General features: G+C 61.7%; 15 protein-coding genes. 8 read left to right on the top strand and 7 right to left on the bottom strand.

The window, feature by feature from the left end; genetic code table 11:
• Positions 1-93: 93 nt before the first annotated feature.
• Genes V1290_RS18805 through V1290_RS18795 form a run of 3 tightly spaced genes read right to left on the bottom strand, consistent with a single transcriptional unit; the run spans position 94 to position 2973 of the window.
• Positions 94-699 carry a Smr/MutS family protein gene (locus V1290_RS18805; protein ID WP_334365784.1) on the bottom strand — a complete coding sequence of 202 codons (606 nt, stop codon included), beginning with the start codon at positions 697-699 and terminating at the stop codon, positions 94-96.
• Positions 696-2294, bottom strand: coding sequence for an MltA domain-containing protein (locus tag V1290_RS18800; protein WP_334365783.1), 1599 nt, complete (start codon positions 2292-2294; stop codon positions 696-698). The genes V1290_RS18805 and V1290_RS18800 overlap by 4 nt, the downstream gene beginning before the upstream one ends.
• A complete protein-coding gene (locus tag V1290_RS18795) occupies positions 2272-2973 on the bottom strand; it encodes a Tim44/TimA family putative adaptor protein (protein WP_334365782.1) in 702 nt (233 codons plus the stop codon). The genes V1290_RS18800 and V1290_RS18795 overlap by 23 nt, the downstream gene beginning before the upstream one ends.
• A 428-nt stretch (positions 2974-3401) precedes the next feature.
• On the opposite strand from V1290_RS18795, the gene secB reads away from it, so the two are divergent.
• Positions 3402-3890: a protein-export chaperone SecB gene (gene secB / locus V1290_RS18790; RefSeq protein ID WP_334365781.1), complete on the top strand. Its 489-nt coding sequence runs from the start codon at positions 3402-3404 to the stop codon at positions 3888-3890.
• Positions 3891-3915: 25 nt separating this feature from the next.
• On the opposite strand, the gene dnaQ is transcribed toward secB, so the two are convergent.
• The 4 genes from dnaQ to V1290_RS18770 are packed head-to-tail and all read right to left on the bottom strand — an operon-like array spanning position 3916 to position 6729.
• Positions 3916-4722, bottom strand: coding sequence for a DNA polymerase III subunit epsilon (gene dnaQ / locus V1290_RS18785; protein WP_334365780.1), 807 nt, complete (start codon positions 4720-4722; stop codon positions 3916-3918).
• Positions 4646-5245, bottom strand: a complete 600-nt coding sequence (gene coaE, locus V1290_RS18780; RefSeq protein ID WP_334369088.1) for a dephospho-CoA kinase — start codon at positions 5243-5245, stop codon at positions 4646-4648. Before coaE ends, dnaQ begins: the two co-directional genes overlap by 77 nt.
• A gap of 25 nt (positions 5246-5270) precedes the next feature.
• A complete protein-coding gene (locus tag V1290_RS18775; protein WP_334365779.1) occupies positions 5271-5879 on the bottom strand; it encodes a Maf family protein in 609 nt (202 codons plus the stop codon).
• 10 nt (positions 5880-5889) lie between these two features.
• Positions 5890-6729: a pyruvate, water dikinase regulatory protein gene (locus V1290_RS18770; RefSeq protein WP_334365778.1), complete on the bottom strand. Its 840-nt coding sequence runs from the start codon at positions 6727-6729 to the stop codon at positions 5890-5892.
• 445 nt (positions 6730-7174) lie between these two features.
• Between V1290_RS18770 and hemJ the strand changes: the two genes are divergently transcribed.
• The 7 genes from hemJ (at position 7175) to V1290_RS18735 (ending at position 15542) form a co-directional block, all read left to right on the top strand.
• The gene (gene hemJ, locus V1290_RS18765) at positions 7175-7621 is read left to right on the top strand and encodes a protoporphyrinogen oxidase HemJ (protein WP_334365777.1); all 447 of its coding nucleotides are present in this window, start codon (positions 7175-7177) and stop codon (positions 7619-7621) included.
• 258 nt (positions 7622-7879) lie between these two features.
• Positions 7880-9145, top strand: coding sequence for a transcription termination factor Rho (gene rho, locus V1290_RS18760; protein WP_057834504.1), 1266 nt, complete (start codon positions 7880-7882; stop codon positions 9143-9145).
• Between the two features lie 301 nt (positions 9146-9446).
• Positions 9447-10778 (top strand): tRNA uridine-5-carboxymethylaminomethyl(34) synthesis GTPase MnmE, encoded by a 1332-nt coding sequence (mnmE, locus tag V1290_RS18755; protein ID WP_334365776.1) that lies wholly within the window; start codon positions 9447-9449, stop codon positions 10776-10778.
• A 133-nt stretch (positions 10779-10911) separates the two neighbouring features.
• A complete protein-coding gene (mnmG, locus tag V1290_RS18750) occupies positions 10912-12795 on the top strand; it encodes a tRNA uridine-5-carboxymethylaminomethyl(34) synthesis enzyme MnmG (protein WP_334365775.1) in 1884 nt (627 codons plus the stop codon).
• Between the two features lie 129 nt (positions 12796-12924).
• A complete protein-coding gene (gene rsmG, locus V1290_RS18745; RefSeq protein WP_334365774.1) occupies positions 12925-13623 on the top strand; it encodes a 16S rRNA (guanine(527)-N(7))-methyltransferase RsmG in 699 nt (232 codons plus the stop codon).
• Entirely contained in the window at positions 13620-14471 is an 852-nt protein-coding gene (locus V1290_RS18740; protein WP_334365773.1) for a ParA family protein, read from the top strand. Before rsmG ends, V1290_RS18740 begins: the two co-directional genes overlap by 4 nt.
• 186 nt (positions 14472-14657) lie before the next feature.
• The gene (locus V1290_RS18735; protein WP_334365772.1) at positions 14658-15542 is read left to right on the top strand and encodes a ParB/RepB/Spo0J family partition protein; all 885 of its coding nucleotides are present in this window, start codon (positions 14658-14660) and stop codon (positions 15540-15542) included.
• Positions 15543-15733 lie beyond the last annotated feature (191 nt).

Here is a 15733-nt window from a genome sequence, read left to right as displayed (position 1 = left end):
CCATCAACAGATCCTTGTTTTGACGCGTTTTCTTGATGCGAACCGGTGTCCACCCCGGATCAAGTCCGGGGCGGGCTTTCGCTTGAAAGCGCTCTAAGCGAGGTTAGAACGCGCACGTCGCACGCGCACGTACAGCGCACCCTCGCCGCCATGGCCGATATGGGCTTCCTCGAAGCCGACTACCAGCGCGCGGAATTCCGGTAGTCCGAGCCATTGCGGCACCTGACGGCGCAGCACGCCGCGCTCGGACTCAGCACCCATCTTGCCCTTGCCGGTGATGACAAGCACGAAGCTCAGCCCGTCATGATGGGCGCGCTGCAGGAAACCGAACAGCGCGCGATGCGCGCGCGTCTGCGTCATGCCATGCAGGTCGAGCCTTGCATCGATCTCCTTGCGACCACGCGACAGATGCGATCGCTCGCGACGGCCGATCGGCGCCAGCGGCGGCGGTTCCGGCTTTGAAGGCGCAACCATTCGCGCCGGCGCAACGTGCCTCGGTGAAGCGGCGGCTTTCGGAGCCATCTTGTGCTCGGCTTCCGCCGGAGCAGCCGACGGCTTCGAGGCTCGGTGCCGCTTGCGCAGCGGCTTGACCTGCTTGGCGACGCTCTCCCACAGCGCGCGCTCCTCTTCGCTCAGGCCGCGCTTGCGGCGCGGCGGCTCCGGCAATTCGGGAATCAAACTCGACGACCGGCGTTTCATCGACGATAGCGATATCGGCGCATGTGACGCGGCTGCGGCTTTGCCGAAACCGCTTCAACCTTCGGCCGCGGTTCTGGAAGCGGTATTGGCTCTGCTACGGCGGCCTGGACGGCCGGGGCCGACGAGGGCCTGGTTGCAGACGATGTCGTCACCTGCATCGCGGGCTTGGCGTTGGTCGCCGCCGTTACATCGGACGGCTTTCCGGCATTCTTCGGATCCTTGGACGGATCCTTCGATGGATCGGTTTGCGGGAACAGTTTTGCGATCGTCTCCGATGGCCGCTCGTCGGGCACCGGCATCTTGCGGCCACGCGCCACCGGATCAAGGCTCTTCGGCACCAGGATCACGAAGCGGGCACTGTGGCGGAGGCGGCCGGACACCTTGCCGGCGTCGAGGCCGGCGCCGAAGTAGAGATCGGCGCGCGCGGGGCCGACGATGGCGGAGCCGGTGTCCTGCGCAATCATCAGGCGGCGAAACGGTGTCTTCGATCGCTCCGATTCGATCGGCAGTTCGCCTTCGATGAAGAACGGCGTGCCATAGACATGCAGTGATTTGTCGACCGCGATCGACCGGCCCGGCGTCAACGGCACACCCTGGGCACCAACCGCCTCGTCCTTGTCGGAAAGCTGCACCTCGCGGAAGAAGACGTAGGACTTGTTCTGCCGCCGCAGCTCGTCGGCCTCGTTAGGATTCTGTTCCATCCATTCCCGGATCTTCTGCATCGACATCTGATCCTTGGGGATGATGTTGCGTTCGATCAGGATGCGGCCGACCGGCGTATAGGGAAAACCATTATGCGCATCGTAATTGATGCGAACGGTCGAGCCGTCGTCGAGGCTGACCCGCGCCGAGCCCTGGATCTGCGAGAATAGCAGGTCGGTCTGGTCCTTCAGCCAACAGATTTCGAGGCCGCGGCCGGCGATTACGCCATCCTCGATCTCGGCGCGATCGTAATAGGGCACCAGCTTGCGGCGGCCGATCTTGCGGAACACCTGGCCCTTGTTGGGCAAGCCGGCCGAGCTCTGCGTGGTGCCCCGGACGAACAGGTTCGAGGGCCGGCGATAGACCGGTACCTTGTAGACCTCGTTCTCCGTCCGTGAGCCGTCGACGATGGGTTCGTAATAGCCGGTAACAAAACCCTCGCCTTCACCAAGCCGCGAAATGCGCAAGGGAAGAAAGTGCTCCTCGAAGAAGGCCCTCGCCTTCACGCCATCTGATAGTTCGAGGCCCTTGGCGATAAGGCAGGGATCGCGGAGCGACATACCGAGTGCCTTTGGATCGGCGGGCGGCTTTTGCTGCGCCGCTATCGGCCTGCAGCTCGTGCGAAATGCCTTGTAGGCGGCGAGATGATCGTCCTCGCGCCAGCCCGCGATCTCGGACCAGGCGACCGGCGCATACTGGCCGCCGCTAATTTGAAACGGGAATTCGAGTAGTGGGTATGGCAGCTGCCGGACAGGCAGCGGATGCGAAGGCTTTTGCGCACGCGAATGGCGCACTGCCGCGGCATCCGATGGTGCGATCGAGCACGCCAACGCGAGCACGCCCAGCGCAAGCCCCGCAAGGCTTCGCGTCTTAGCCCGCGCTTCCAGTGCCAACCAGCTTCCAGTTCGGATCGCGAGAGCTCGTGTCGCGGGCGAAAGTCCAGACATCGGTGATATCGGCGACCTTATCGGGGTTGCCATCGACAATGGCGCCGGTCTTGTCGCGTGTGACCGAAATCATCTGCGACACGAAGCGAACCGTCAGTTGCGCCGCGCGGTCGCGGGCTTCCGCATTCACCAGCTCGGCCTTGTCGATCGAAACAAACCGCGTTTCGGTTTTCTGCTCGTGCCTCTCGCGATCCTTGATCACGGCCTCGAAGCTCTCATAGACTTCGCTCGACAGGAGATCCTTCAGCGCCCGGCGGTCGCCATTGGCGAAGGCCAGCACGATCATCTCGTAGGCGCTGCGGGCGCCGGAGAGAAAGTGCCGCGGATCGAATGAGGAATCCTGGGCGGTGATGGCGTCGAGGCCTGCGGCGAGCGGCGTGCCCGGCTCGGCAATGCCTTTCCAGCGATCGGCCGGCGCAACATCGGCATTCGGCGCCAGCGGCGTCTGATCGATGACGGTACCCGGCATGGGAACGACGTTGTTGTCCTGCGTACGCTGCACGACGTTGGGAGCGGCGCGATCATAGGGCGGACGTTCGCTCCCGGTGCGCTGTCCGAGGACGCTGCGCAGGCGCAGGAAGATAAAGACCGCCAGCGCCAGGAAGATGATGGTATAAATATCCACGTCGTATTCGCTTTCTGGTTCCAGCGCCGGCAACGGGCCCGGCGGTCGAGCGTTCCCTGGTGAGAAGCTCTCTTACGAGATTTCCCTGAGAACGGCAGAGATTACATCATCGATCGAGACTGCAGCATGTAGGCATGAAACTGCGCCCGGCCAATGGCGCGTTTTGGCGCGGGCTAATTGTAGCGCGTTTTGGCGGCGAGGGGAAACCCGATCATGGCCGGAAATCACGCACATTCAATTATTTACGGTGCATTTTGCGCGGCTGGCGGGGCGGTATTAGGCATATCCGCCATAATTGACGGCCGGGCTGGTCTGCCCGCGAGCCGTCGTCCTTGTGGAATGAGCCGCGGCTATGATAGCCACTCGCCCGGAAAACGCATTCTCAGACGAACCCGGGCCGCGCTCGCGAGCGCTTCAGGAGAGATTTCATGACCAACGGCAACGGCGCGCCTCCCGAACAGGCCCCTCCCCAGCTCAACGTGCTGGCCCAGTACACCAAGGACCTGTCGTTCGAGAATCCGAACGCGCCCTCCTCGCTGGCGCCGCAACAGCAGCAGCCGGCGATCAACATCCAGATCAACGTTTCGGCGAACAATCTCGCGCAAAACGAGTTCGAAGTGACGCTCTCGATCGAGGGCAAGGCTGAAAATGCCAGCAAAGTGATGTTCAGTTTCGAACTCGCCTATGCGGGCGTGTTCCGCATCGTCAACGTGCCGCAGGAACAGCTTCATCCGCTGGTCATGATCGAATGCCCGCGGCTGTTGTTCCCGTTCGCGCGCGAGATCATCGCAACCGCGGTGCGCGACGGCGGCTTCCCGCCTTTGATGCTCGATCCCGTCGATTTTGTCGGCCTGTACCGCCAGAACATGGAACGGCAGGCTGCGGCACAGGCCACCTCGGGCGCAAAGCCGAGCTAAAGGGCGAGCGGCGGCTTGTATGCCGCTAGACCGCTGCCGGAAGAAAATCGTTCCAGATCGGCTTGTCGCCCAACGTGGCGATGAAGGCGCGATGGGCCTCGCGATCGGCCTCGGTGATTCGCGGCTCCAGCGGTATTTCGCGCTGCCGGCGTGGCGTATCACCAATTCCGCTGGCAACCGTGATGCGGGTTTCCGACGCCAGGATCAGTTGCGACTGCCGCGCGCCGATCAGGTCGATATAGACTTCGGCCAAGAGCTCGGCGTCGAGCAGCGCGCCATGCTTGGTGCGGCGGGAATTGTCGATCGCATAGCGCGAGCAGAGATCGTCCAGCCGGTTCGATACACCGGGATGCTTGCGGCGCGCCAACAGCAGCGTATCGACCAGCCGGTCGCGCAAGATCGGCTGCCGCTTGATGCGGTCGAGCTCGGCATTGATGAAGCTGATGTCGAATGAGGCGTTGTGGATGACGAGCGGTGCGTCGCCGATGAATTCCAGGAACTCCTCGACCACTTCGGTGAACAGCGGCTTGCTGGCGAGGAACTCGGTCGACAGGCCGTGCACGGCAAAGGCTTCCGCCGGCATGTCGCGCTCGGGATTGATGTAGCGGTGAAACGTCTGCCCCGTCGGCATGCGGTTGAAGATCTCGATGCAGCCGATTTCGACCAGCCGATCGCCGCGCAGCGGATCGAGGCCCGTGGTTTCGGTATCGAGAACGATTTCGCGCATGGATGTGAGAGACCGAAGTTTCGACGAATCAGGTCCGCCGCTGCGGCATCTTAACAACCTTGGCCAGAATGTCGCGGATCCGCGCGCGCACCGGGTCCAGCCCATGCGAGGTATCCACCACGAAATCCGCGCGCTTGCGCTTTTCGGCATCGGGCAATTGCCGCGCCAGAATGGCGTCGAGCGCCTCTGATGTCATGGTGCCGCGCGTCAAAATTCGTTCACGCTGGGTTTTCGGATCGGTCGTGACCACGACTACCGCATCGACGCGTTTCTCGCCGCCGGTTTCGAACAACAGCGGGATGTCCATCACGACAACCGGCGCGCCGGACCGCTCGGCCTCATCGAGGAATTTCTGGCGGGACGCGCCGAGCATTGGGTGAACGATCCGCTCGAGCTGCTTGATGGCAGCAGGGTCATGCACCACCTTGGCGGACAATTTGGCGCGATCGACCTTGCCGTCCACCGTCGTGCCGGGAAACGCGGCTTCGATCGCGGGCGCCGCCTCGCCTTCATAGATTTTGTGAACGGCTGCGTCGGCGTCGTAAACCGGCACGCCCGCCTCGGTGAACAGTTTTGCGGTGGTGGATTTCCCCATCCCGATCGAGCCGGTGAGTCCGAGAATCCGCATAGGGTTCGTCACTCTCATGAGGATATCAAATTCCCAACAGTCGTTCGCGGCGCAAGAATGCAAGCAGCGGCAACAACGGCAGGCCGAGAATCGTAAAGTGATCGCCTTCGAAGCGATCGAATAGATGTATGCCCAGTCCTTCGAGCTGATAGGCGCCAACGCTGGATGTCACGGCTTCGCCGGCCTCGTCCAGATACGCTCTAATCTCCGCCCCGCTTAGAGCGCGCATGGTCAGGCGGGCGACCGAAACATCGGAAAACACTAGCTTGCCGTCGCGGGCAACCGCAACGGCGGAGTGCAGCTCGTGCGTCTGGCCGGCAAGCAGGCGCAATTGCTCTGCGGCCTGTGCGCGGCCAGCCGGCTTGGTGAACAGCCGGCTTCCCAAAGCCAGCGTCTGATCGGCGCCGACGACATAACGGCCGGGATTTTTCGACGATACGAAACACGCCTTCTCGCGCGACAGGAGGCCGGCGATTTCACCGGGCGCGGAAAGGCCTGAATTCTCCTGCACGGATCGTTCGTCGATATCGGCAGGAACGGCGTCGAAGGAAATGCCGGCATTGGCAAGCAGCATTTGCCGCGCGCGGCTTTGAGAGGCGAGAATCAGCTGGTGTTGTCCACGCCAAATGGTCATCTTGGCTGCGTCATTCCGGAAGCCGCTGCCGCTGGCGATCGGTGAACAATTTTAGCACCGCCGCCGCGGTTTCCTCGATCGAACGCCGTGTCACGTCGAGCTGCGCCCAACTGAATCTGGCGCTCAGTTTTCGGGCATAGGCTACTTCATCGGCCACTGCCTGACGATCGATGTAATCATCATTGGGGGTATCGGCGCCCATGCTCAGCAAGCGATTTTGCCGGACCTGGATCAGCCGCTCCGGCGTCGCATGAAGGCTGACGACCAGCGGCTTTTTCAGTGCCTCCAGTTGGTGCGGCAGCGGAATGCCAGGGACCAGCGGCACGTTCGCTGTACGGACGCCGCGGTTGGCGAGATAGATCGAAGTCGGCGTCTTCGAGGTGCGGGATACGCCGACGAGAACGACATCCGCCTCTTCCAGGCCTTCGACGTGCTGTCCGTCGTCATGCATCATGGTGTAGTTCAGGGCGTCGATGCGCTTGAAATATTCCGCGTTCAGAACGTGCTGGGCGCCTACCCTGCCCGTCGTCGCCGCGCCCAGATAGGCTTCGAACAACTGCATCACCGGACCAATGATGGAGAGGCTCGGTATGTTGATATCCCTGCACTTGGCTTCCAGCCGGGCGACTAGGTCCTTTTCCAGCAATGTGAAGAGCACGATGCCCGGTGCCTCCTCGATCTCGTCGAGCACGCGGTCGAGCTGCTTCTGGCTGCGCACCAGCGGATAGACATGCTCGACCGCCGTCACGTTGGCGTATTGCGCGGCGACCGCGCGCGCCACCGTGATCAGCGTCTCGCCGGTCGAGTCCGAGACCAGATGAAGATGAAAATAGTTGCCGGTCGTGGGCACCAGAACCCCTGTGTATTCCTGTGAATCCTGTGGAGCTTAACCGAGATATCGGGCCCTGGATCGTCGCCTTCGGGAAAACCCTTGGTTTCTTCACAGGGCCTCACGCGAGGACAAGTCCAACGCCTCGCGGCAATGATAGTGAGAAGATGTGGATTTGTCTCTTCATAAGCTGACCACAAAACATCGCAAGCGATTGATGCACGTGGTGTTATCAGGACGATCCGGTGTTTGGCCAGAATTGGTGATGGATGTGAACAAGCCTCGCAAAGAGGCTGGACGATTTTGTATGAGTCCAAATCACCGTCACTTAGACTCAAACCTAAGATTCTAAAATTATTAGTTTAGGGAAGCGGTGCTTTGCGGATATGTCTTGCGTCCCACGCTTGCGGAGCTTCTTCGCAACGCTTCAGAAGATCGGAACGTTCCGGAGATCAGGGCGGCTGCAATGTACGAGTGGATCACGATCACGGCCTACCCGTGGATCAAGGCGCTGCATGTGATTGCCGTCATCTCGTGGATGGCCGGCATGCTCTATCTGCCGCGGCTGTTCGTCTATCATTGCGAAACCGAGGTCGGATCGAAGCAATCCGAAACCTTCAAAGTGATGGAGTGGCGCCTGCTGAAGGTGATCATCAACCCCGCGATGATCGTCACGTGGCTAGCCGGCATCTATATGGCCTGGAGCGGACATTGGTACACTTCCGGCTGGTTTCACGCCAAACTGACGCTGGTGCTCATCCTGTCGGGTGTCCACGGCTTTTTTTCTCGCTGGGTTAAGGATTTTGCTGCCGACCGGAATACCAGAAGCCAGAAATTCTTTCGTATTATCAATGAGGTACCAACCGTCCTGATGATCTTTATCGTCATCCTGGTGATCGTGAAGCCGTTCTAGGGCGCCCTTTTCGTGGGTCGGTCGGTTTTTCACCTGCTTGCGAAGCGGCGGCCGATTTTCTATATTATCGAAATCCCACCCCACGCAGGCGGATGTGGCTGCGTTCCGGCTCCTTCATTGGACCGGCCGCCGCATCAGGTTTGAAGCCTCACCGGCGCTTTCCTTGCTTAGACCTGCGGACCTTCCATTTTTCGTGTCCGGCTTTCCCCAAAGCCAGCTTCGCATCCTTCTTAAAAGACACTCCACAGGACCACCCCAATGCGGGAAATGAAACTCCAAGACCTCAAATCGAAAACGCCGGCCGAGCTCGTTACGTTCGCCGAAGAGAGCGGGGTCGAGAACGCCAGCACCATGCGCAAGCAGGAGCTGATGTTCGCCATTCTCAAGCAACTCGCGATCCAGGAAATCGACATTATCGGCGAAGGCGTCGTCGAGGTTCTCTCCGACGGCTTCGGCTTTCTGCGCTCGCCCGACGCCAACTACCTGCCCGGCCCCGACGATATCTACGTCTCGCCCTCGCAGATCCGCCGCTTCGGACTCCGCACCGGCGACACCATCGAAGGCCACATCCGCAGCCCGAAAGAAGGCGAACGCTATTTCGCGCTGCTGAAAGTCAACACGCTCAATTTCGAAGATCCGGAAAAGTCCAAGCACAAGGTCAATTTCGATAATTTGACGCCGCTGTTTCCGGATCAGCGCTTTCGTCTCGAGCTCGAAGACCCGACGCGAAAAGACCTTTCTGCACGGGTGATCGATATCGTCGCCCCGATCGGCAAGGGCCAGCGCGCGCTGATCGTGGCGCCGCCGCGCACCGGCAAAACCGTGCTGATGCAGAACATCGCGCACTCGATCACGGCCAATCATCCGGAGTGCTATCTGATCGTGCTTCTGATCGACGAGCGTCCGGAAGAAGTCACGGACATGCAGCGATCGGTGAAGGGCGAGGTGGTGTCTTCGACGTTCGACGAACCGGCGGTGCGTCACGTTCAGGTCGCCGAAATGGTGATCGAGAAAGCCAAGCGCCTGGTCGAGCACGGCCGCGACGTCGTGATCCTGCTCGACTCGATCACGCGTCTTGGCCGCGCCTACAACACCGTGGTGCCGTCATCCGGCAAGGTGTTGACCGGCGGTGTCGACGCCAACGCGCTGCAGCGGCCGAAACGATTCTTCGGCGCCGCGCGCAACATCGAGGAGGGCGGTTCGCTGACGATCATCGCCACCGCGCTGGTCGATACCGGCAGCCGCATGGACGAAGTCATCTTCGAAGAATTCAAGGGCACCGGTAACTCCGAACTGATCCTCGACCGCAAGGTCTCGGACAAGCGGACCTTCCCGGCGATCGACATCTCGCGCTCCGGCACGCGCAAGGAAGAGCTGATCACCGATCCGCAGCTTCTGAAGAAGATGTACGTGCTGCGCCGGATCCTCAATCCGATGGGCACCATGGACGCAATCGACTTCTTGCTCGACAAGCTCCGCAACACCAAGAACAATTCCGAGTTCTTCGACTCGATGAATACCTGAGCCGCCAAGCCAAGCTTAGGGGAGGGCGTCTCGCACCGCGGGGCGCCCTTTTTTCATGCTGCGGTCATCGCTGCGGCACCGATGCAGCATCGGAAAATTGGCGTTATTGATTGGTTAACCAAATAAGCCATTGAATTTAATATAGTTTATTTCGACCTGAGATCAGGGCAGGGCGCCTCTTCCAGTTTTGCAGCATAGCTGCTGCACCTTTGCTGCAATAAGGTCAGCGGACGTCGGCCTGCGTTCTCAGCCGCCGAATCGAATCGCGTTGCCTTTTCAGGACCTCCCGCACAAATAGGCTATGCATCCGCGGGACCAAACCATTTTTGCGCTATCGTCGGGCCGGCCACCGAGCGCGATTGCCTTGGTGCGCGTCTCGGGTCCGCAGGCCGGGAAGCTCGTGACGGCACTGGCTGGTAAATTGCCGTCGCCGCGAATGGCTACGCGAGCGCTCCTCCATGATGTCGGCCAGCGGCCGATCGATGATGCCGTGGTGTTGTGGTTTCCGGGTCCGGCCAGCGCGACCGGGGAAGACGTCGCGGAATTTCACGTCCATGGCGGGCGCGCGGTGCTGGACGCGTTGTTCGCGGCGCTTTCTGCGTTTGAAAATGTGCGTCCGGCCGAGCCCGGCGAATTTACCCGGCGCGGCTTCGAGAACGGCAAGCTCGACCTCACCGAAGCCGAAGGACTCGACGATCTCATCCATGCCGATACCGATCGGCAGCGGCGCCAGGCGCTGCGCCAATTGAAGGGGCTGCTTGGTGACCGAGCTCGCGACTGGCGTGCGCGGATCATCGAAGCGTCGGCCCTGATCGAGGCTGGGATCGATTTTTCGGATGAGGGAGACGTGCCTGCCGAATTGATCGCGCCGGCGTTGGCGAAAGTCGAAGTGCTGTTGGCTGAGATCGAGGAAGTCCTGGCGGAGCAGGGGCGGAGTGAGCGGCTTCGCGATGGCCTCGTCGTCGCGATCGCCGGACCGCCGAATGTCGGCAAGTCGACGCTGATGAATCAGCTCGCGCGTCGGGAGGTCGCGATCGTCTCGCCGCACGCCGGCACCACGCGTGATGTCATCGAGGTGCAGCTCGATCTCGACGGCTATCCGGTCACCGTGATCGATACCGCTGGGATTCGTGAGACGGACGATCCGGTCGAGCAGGAGGGCGTCCGTCGCGCCAGGGCTCGGGCCACGGATGCGGATCTCGTGCTGTGGCTCTCCGACTCGCCGGGGGCAACGATCGACCACGATTGGGATGCGCCGGTTTGGAGCGTGCGAAACAAGATCGATCTCGAACAGATAGGTCGGCCATTGGCCGATGCGTCAGGGCAGGGCGGTTTTCAGATCTCGGCGAGCCGAGGCGATGGCTTGCCCGAGCTGATCGCGGCCCTGGTTGGTTTCACGCAGAACTACTTTGGCGGAAGCGAGGGTGGCCTGATCGGCCGAACCCGGCAGCGCCTACTCTTGCAGGAGACCGCGGCCTCGTTGCGGCGCTGTGTTCAGGTAGTCGGGCGGGGCGAGGAGCTGGCGGCGGAAGAATTGCGCATGGCAGCCCATTCGCTGGGGCGGCTCTTGGGGCGCGTGGATGTCGAGGACATTCTGGACGTTATCTTCCGGGAGTTCTGTGTGGGTAAGTGAGCCTTCCCTACCATCCCGTTTCACGTGAAACAGATCCGCCTGGAATGTTTCACGTGAAACACCGGGCCCCTCAAATTCCCATCCAAACAATTCTTTCTTCCGCGTTCTCCAACTCCGCGATAGAAGTCGCGGCATGATTTTCCAAGCAGACGCCTTCGACGTCATTGTTATTGGTGGCGGCCACGCCGGTTGTGAGGCCGCGAGCGCGGCTGCGCGGATGGGTGCGAAGACGGCCTTGGTGACCCATCGGTTTGCGACCATCGGGGCAATGTCCTGCAATCCCGCTATCGGCGGTCTCGGCAAAGGTCATCTGGTCCGCGAAGTCGATGCTCTCGATGGCCTGATGGGCCGGGTGGCCGACGCCGGCGGTATACAGTTTCGGGTGTTGAACCGCCGCAAGGGTCCGGCCGTCCGCGGACCGCGCGCCCAAGCAGATCGCAAGCTTTATGCTGCGGCCATGCAGACGGCGATCCAGGAGACAGCCAATCTCAGCGTGATCGAAGGTGAAGCGGACGAACTGATCGTCTCGAACGGCCGGGTCGCTGGAGTTCGCTTGGTCGAGGGAAGGCAGCTTTCGGCGGGCGCCGTGATCATCACGACGGGGACCTTTTTGCGCGGGCTGATCCATCTCGGTGAGAAGAACTGGCCCGCGGGCCGGGTCGGGGAGGCGCCTGCGATGGGGCTGTCGGCCTCGTTCGAGCGCGCCGGCTTTACGCTTGGACGGCTGAAGACCGGCACGCCGCCGCGGCTCGATGGCACGACCATCGACTGGGCCGCCGTTGAAATGCAGCCCGGCGACGATCCGCCTGAGCCGTTCTCGGTCATGACCGATCGGATCACGACGCCGCAGATTCAATGCGGGATCACCCGGACGACCCCGGCGACCCACGAGGTGATCAGGGCCAATGTGCATCGTTCCCCGATGTATTCCGGGCAGATCAAGAGCAGCGGCCCACGCTATTGTCCCTCGATCGAGGACAAGATTGTCCGATTCGGCGATCGTGATGGCCACCAGATCTTCCTGGAGCCGGAGGGGCTCGACGACTCCACCGTCTACCCCAACGGCATCTCGACCTCGCTGCCGGAGGAAGTTCAGCTCGCGATCCTCGCGACCATCCCCGGGCTCGAACGGGTGAAGATGGTTCGGCCGGGCTATGCCATCGAATACGATCACGTCGATCCGCGCGAACTGGAGCCGACCCTGCAGACCAAGCGCCTGCCGGGTCTCTTCCTGGCCGGGCAGATCAACGGCACGACGGGATATGAAGAGGCGGCGGCCCAGGGAATCGTTGCCGGTCTGAACGCTGCATTGATGGCGGGTGACGCCGATCCGATCGTGCTCGATCGCGCTGACGGTTATCTTGGGGTGATGATCGACGACCTCGTGACCCGCGGCATCACCGAACCATATCGGATGTTCACCTCGCGGGCCGAGTACCGCCTGACGCTTCGAGCCGACAACGCCGACCAGCGTTTGACCGACAAGGGCATCGCCTTGGGCTGCGTAGGACAGGTGCGCTCGCAGCGGCATCGCGGCAAGATGGCCGCGTTGGAGTCCGCGAAGTCGCTCGCCAAGTCGCTGGCGATCACCCCCAGCGAAGCTGCGAAGCATGGCCTGGCATTGAACCGGGATGGCCATCGGCGCTCGGCGTTTGAATTGCTTGCTTACCCGGAGATTGAGTGGACTGCCCTGCGCAGCATTTGGCCGGAGCTCTTGGCCATCGATCCGTCGATCGCCGTGCATCTCGAGATCGACGCCAAATACGATGTCTATCTCAAGCGCCAGACCGCCGACGTCGATGCCTTTCGGCGCGATGAGGGTTTGGTCCTGACCGATATCGACTATGCCGACGTGCCCGGACTTTCCAACGAAGCGCGCGCCAAGCTCGAAGTGGCGCGGCCGCGGACGGTGGGGCAGGCGGGTCGGCTTGACGGTCTGACGCCCGCGGCGCTGGGTATCCTGGCGGCGTATCTGCGTCGCGAAGCGCGGCGCAAGAACGCGAAGGTGAGCGCGTAAAAATCTGTTTCACGTGAAACAAGAATGTAGGATGGAACGTAGCGATACCCCATCGCCGGGTGCTTCGGCGATTGATGGGTGTCGCTTCGTTTCACCCACCCTACCCATGCTGCGCTCAGCGAGACCATTATGGCGAAGGCCGCCGCCCCCAGCCTCTCCCCAGCCTTGCCCTCAGACAAGGCCGCCGCTCTGGTCCTCACCCCCGTTTCACGTGAAACGGAGGCACGGCTGAATCACTATGTCGATCTCCTCATCGAATGGCAGATCAAAACGAATCTCGTGGCGCCATCGACGCTTCCGAATCTGTGGACCCGTCACATCTCCGATTCGCTGCAACTCCTCGATCTGGCGCCGTCCGCAAAGACCTGGGTCGATCTCGGCAGCGGTGGAGGTTTCCCCGGCGTGGTGCTCGCTTGCGCATTGGCGGAGACGCCGGGCGCCAACGTCCATTTGGTCGAGCGCAACGCCAAAAAGGCAGCCTTTTTGCGCGAGGCGGTCCGCGTAACTTCTGCGGCCGCAACCGTGCATTTGGCGGGAATCGGGGATATTGTGGATAGAATCGGTAGCCACGTCGATTGCGTCACCGCGCGGGCGCTGGCTCCGTTACATCAGCTTGTCGGTTTCGCGGAACCGTTTGTGAGCAGTGGTGCGAAAGCGCTGTTTCTCAAGGGTCAAGATGTAGAGGCCGAATTGACCAAGGCCACCAAATATTGGAATATTGAACCGCGACTCCATTCCAGCCGAACGGGCGGGCACGGCTGGATCGTCGAACTCGATCGGATCGAGCGGCGCAATCCCTCCGCGATCACACATGGCGATCGGGCATGACCGAATTAGATGAATTATATCAAGAGGATAGGGAACAAACTCCGCCGCCTCATCCACGCATCCTGTCGCTCGCCAACCAGAAGGGTGGCGTCGGCAAGACTACCACAGCGATCAATCTTGGCACCGCGCTCGCCGCGATTGGTGAGCGCGTTCTGATCGTCGATCTCGATCCGCAGGGCAACGCTTCGACAGGCCTTGGCATCGATCGCCGCAACCGCAACTGCTCGACCTACGACGTGCTGATCGGTGAAGCGCCGCTGCGCGACGCGGTGGTTGCCACCGCGGTGCCGCGGCTGCACATCGCGTCCTCGACGATGGATCTGTCGGGCCTCGAGCTCGAACTCGGCACCACGCCGGGCCGCGCGTTCCGCCTGCGCGATGCGATCGCGGCGTTGAACAAGAACGCGGCGCCCGACACCGACTACACCTATGTGCTGATCGATTGTCCGCCGTCGCTCAATCTTCTCACCGTCAACGCGATGGCAGCGTCGGACGCGATCCTGGTGCCGCTGCAGTGCGAGTTTTTTGCGCTCGAAGGTCTGTCGCAATTGCTGCAGACGGTGGAGCAGGTGCGCTCGACGCTCAATCCGAACCTGTCGATCCACGGCATCGTGCTGACGATGTTCGACTCGCGCAACAACCTGTCGAATCAGGTGGTCGCCGACGTCAGGCAATTCATGGGCTCCAAGGTCTACGACACCATGATCCCGCGCAACGTCCGCATCTCCGAGGCGCCGTCCTACGGCAAGCCGGTGCTGGTCTACGATCTCAAATGCGTTGGCAGCGAAGCGTATCTGAAGCTTGCGACGGAAGTGATCCAGCGCGAGCGCGAGCTGAGGACGCATTAGAGGGAATGTAGGATGGGCGCAGCGATACCCATCAAGGCGCGCGATGAAGGAGATGGGTTTCGCTTCGCTCTACCCATCCTGCGCGCGCCGTCGCGAAAGCTGGTGGGCACGCGTCGCTTTGCCCACCCTACTGGCAATCGAATTCTGTAGTGGAGTAGCCAAGTGAATCCTAGGGAGTTGGCGGCGATGGCCGACGAAACGCGTTCGCGACTGGGTCGTGGTCTCGCAAGTCTGATCGGGGATGTCGGCGGCGAGGCCGCGCATGTCGAACGGCCGCGCAACCAGCGCAAGGTACCGATCGAATTTTTAAAACCAAATCCCCGCAACCCGCGCCGGACATTTTCCGATGCCGAACTGGGCGAGCTCGCCTCCTCCGTCAAGCAGCACGGCGTGATCCAGCCGATCGTGGTGCGGCCGGTGAAAGGCGCGCAGGACCGCTATGAGATCATCGCTGGCGAACGGCGCTGGCGGGCGGCGCAGCTCGCCAGCTTGCACGAGGTGCCGATCGTCCCCATCGATGTCAGCGACAGCGACGCACTCGAGATCATGATCATCGAGAACGTGCAGCGCGAAGACCTCAACGCGATGGAAGAGGCGCAAGGTTATCACGCGCTGGCCGACGAATTCAAACGAAGCCAGGAAGACATCGCCAAGGAAGTCGGCAAGAGCCGCAGCCACGTTGCCAACATGATGCGGCTGACAAAGCTGCCGGCGGAGGTGCAGGCCCTTATCGCGAGCGGTGAATTGTCGGCGGGACACGCCCGCGCGCTGATCAGCGTGCCCGATCCGCTGGCGGCCGCCAAGCGCATTGTCGCCGAAGGCCTCAACGTCCGTCAGACCGAGGCGCTTGCCCACGAAGAGGGCGTGCCAGAGCGCAAGCCGCAGAAGGCGCGCAGTGGTGGCGGCAAGACAAAGGATCCCGACACCATCGCGCTGGAGAAACGCGTCAGCGACGCGCTCGGCCTCAAAGTGACCGTCAACCACCGCGATCCCGGCGGCACCGTCCAGATCAGCTACCGCAACCTCGAACAACTCGACGAAGTGATGCGAAGGCTGGAGAAGGGGAGTTGAGATATCTCCGTCGTCCCGGGCAAGCCAACGGGTCGCGCGAACGCGCGCCCGATGACAGGCTCCGCGCGACCCGGGACCCATACGCCGCGGCGGAATTTATTAGGCGAACTGCTCGACGGCCTTCCTAGTCAACAAGATCCTGTGGTTATGGGTCCGTGTGTTCGCAGGGACGACGCCGAGATTCTGGCCTG

This window comes from Bradyrhizobium sp. AZCC 1578, assembly GCF_036924675.1.
Classification (GTDB): Bacteria; Pseudomonadota; Alphaproteobacteria; order Rhizobiales; family Xanthobacteraceae; genus Bradyrhizobium.
Note: the sequence above shows the minus strand (reverse complement) of the source record. Positions and strands in the feature narration are given on the sequence as shown.

Bases quoted from the DNA above. Each gene is read 5' to 3' on its own strand.
- V1290_RS18805 (WP_334365784.1), bottom strand. From the start codon at position 699: ATGAAACGCCGGTCGTCGAGTTTGATTCCCGAATTGCCGGAGCCGCCG.
- secB (WP_334365781.1), top strand. From the start codon at position 3,402: ATGACCAACGGCAACGGCGCGCCTCCCGAACAGGCCCCTCCCCAGCTC.
- dnaQ (WP_334365780.1), bottom strand. From the start codon at position 4,722: ATGGGCTGGACCCGGTGCGCGCGCGGATCCGCGACATTCTGGCCAAGG.
- coaE (WP_334369088.1), bottom strand. From the start codon at position 5,245: ATGCGGATTCTCGGACTCACCGGCTCGATCGGGATGGGGAAATCCACC.
- V1290_RS18775 (WP_334365779.1), bottom strand. From the start codon at position 5,879: ATGACCATTTGGCGTGGACAACACCAGCTGATTCTCGCCTCTCAAAGC.
- hemJ (WP_334365777.1), top strand. From the start codon at position 7,175: ATGTACGAGTGGATCACGATCACGGCCTACCCGTGGATCAAGGCGCTG.
- rho (WP_057834504.1), top strand. From the start codon at position 7,880: ATGCGGGAAATGAAACTCCAAGACCTCAAATCGAAAACGCCGGCCGAG.
- mnmE (WP_334365776.1), top strand. From the start codon at position 9,447: ATGCATCCGCGGGACCAAACCATTTTTGCGCTATCGTCGGGCCGGCCA.
- mnmG (WP_334365775.1), top strand. From the start codon at position 10,912: ATGATTTTCCAAGCAGACGCCTTCGACGTCATTGTTATTGGTGGCGGC.
- rsmG (WP_334365774.1), top strand. From the start codon at position 12,925: ATGGCGAAGGCCGCCGCCCCCAGCCTCTCCCCAGCCTTGCCCTCAGAC.
- V1290_RS18740 (WP_334365773.1), top strand. From the start codon at position 13,620: ATGACCGAATTAGATGAATTATATCAAGAGGATAGGGAACAAACTCCG.
- V1290_RS18735 (WP_334365772.1), top strand. From the start codon at position 14,658: ATGGCCGACGAAACGCGTTCGCGACTGGGTCGTGGTCTCGCAAGTCTG.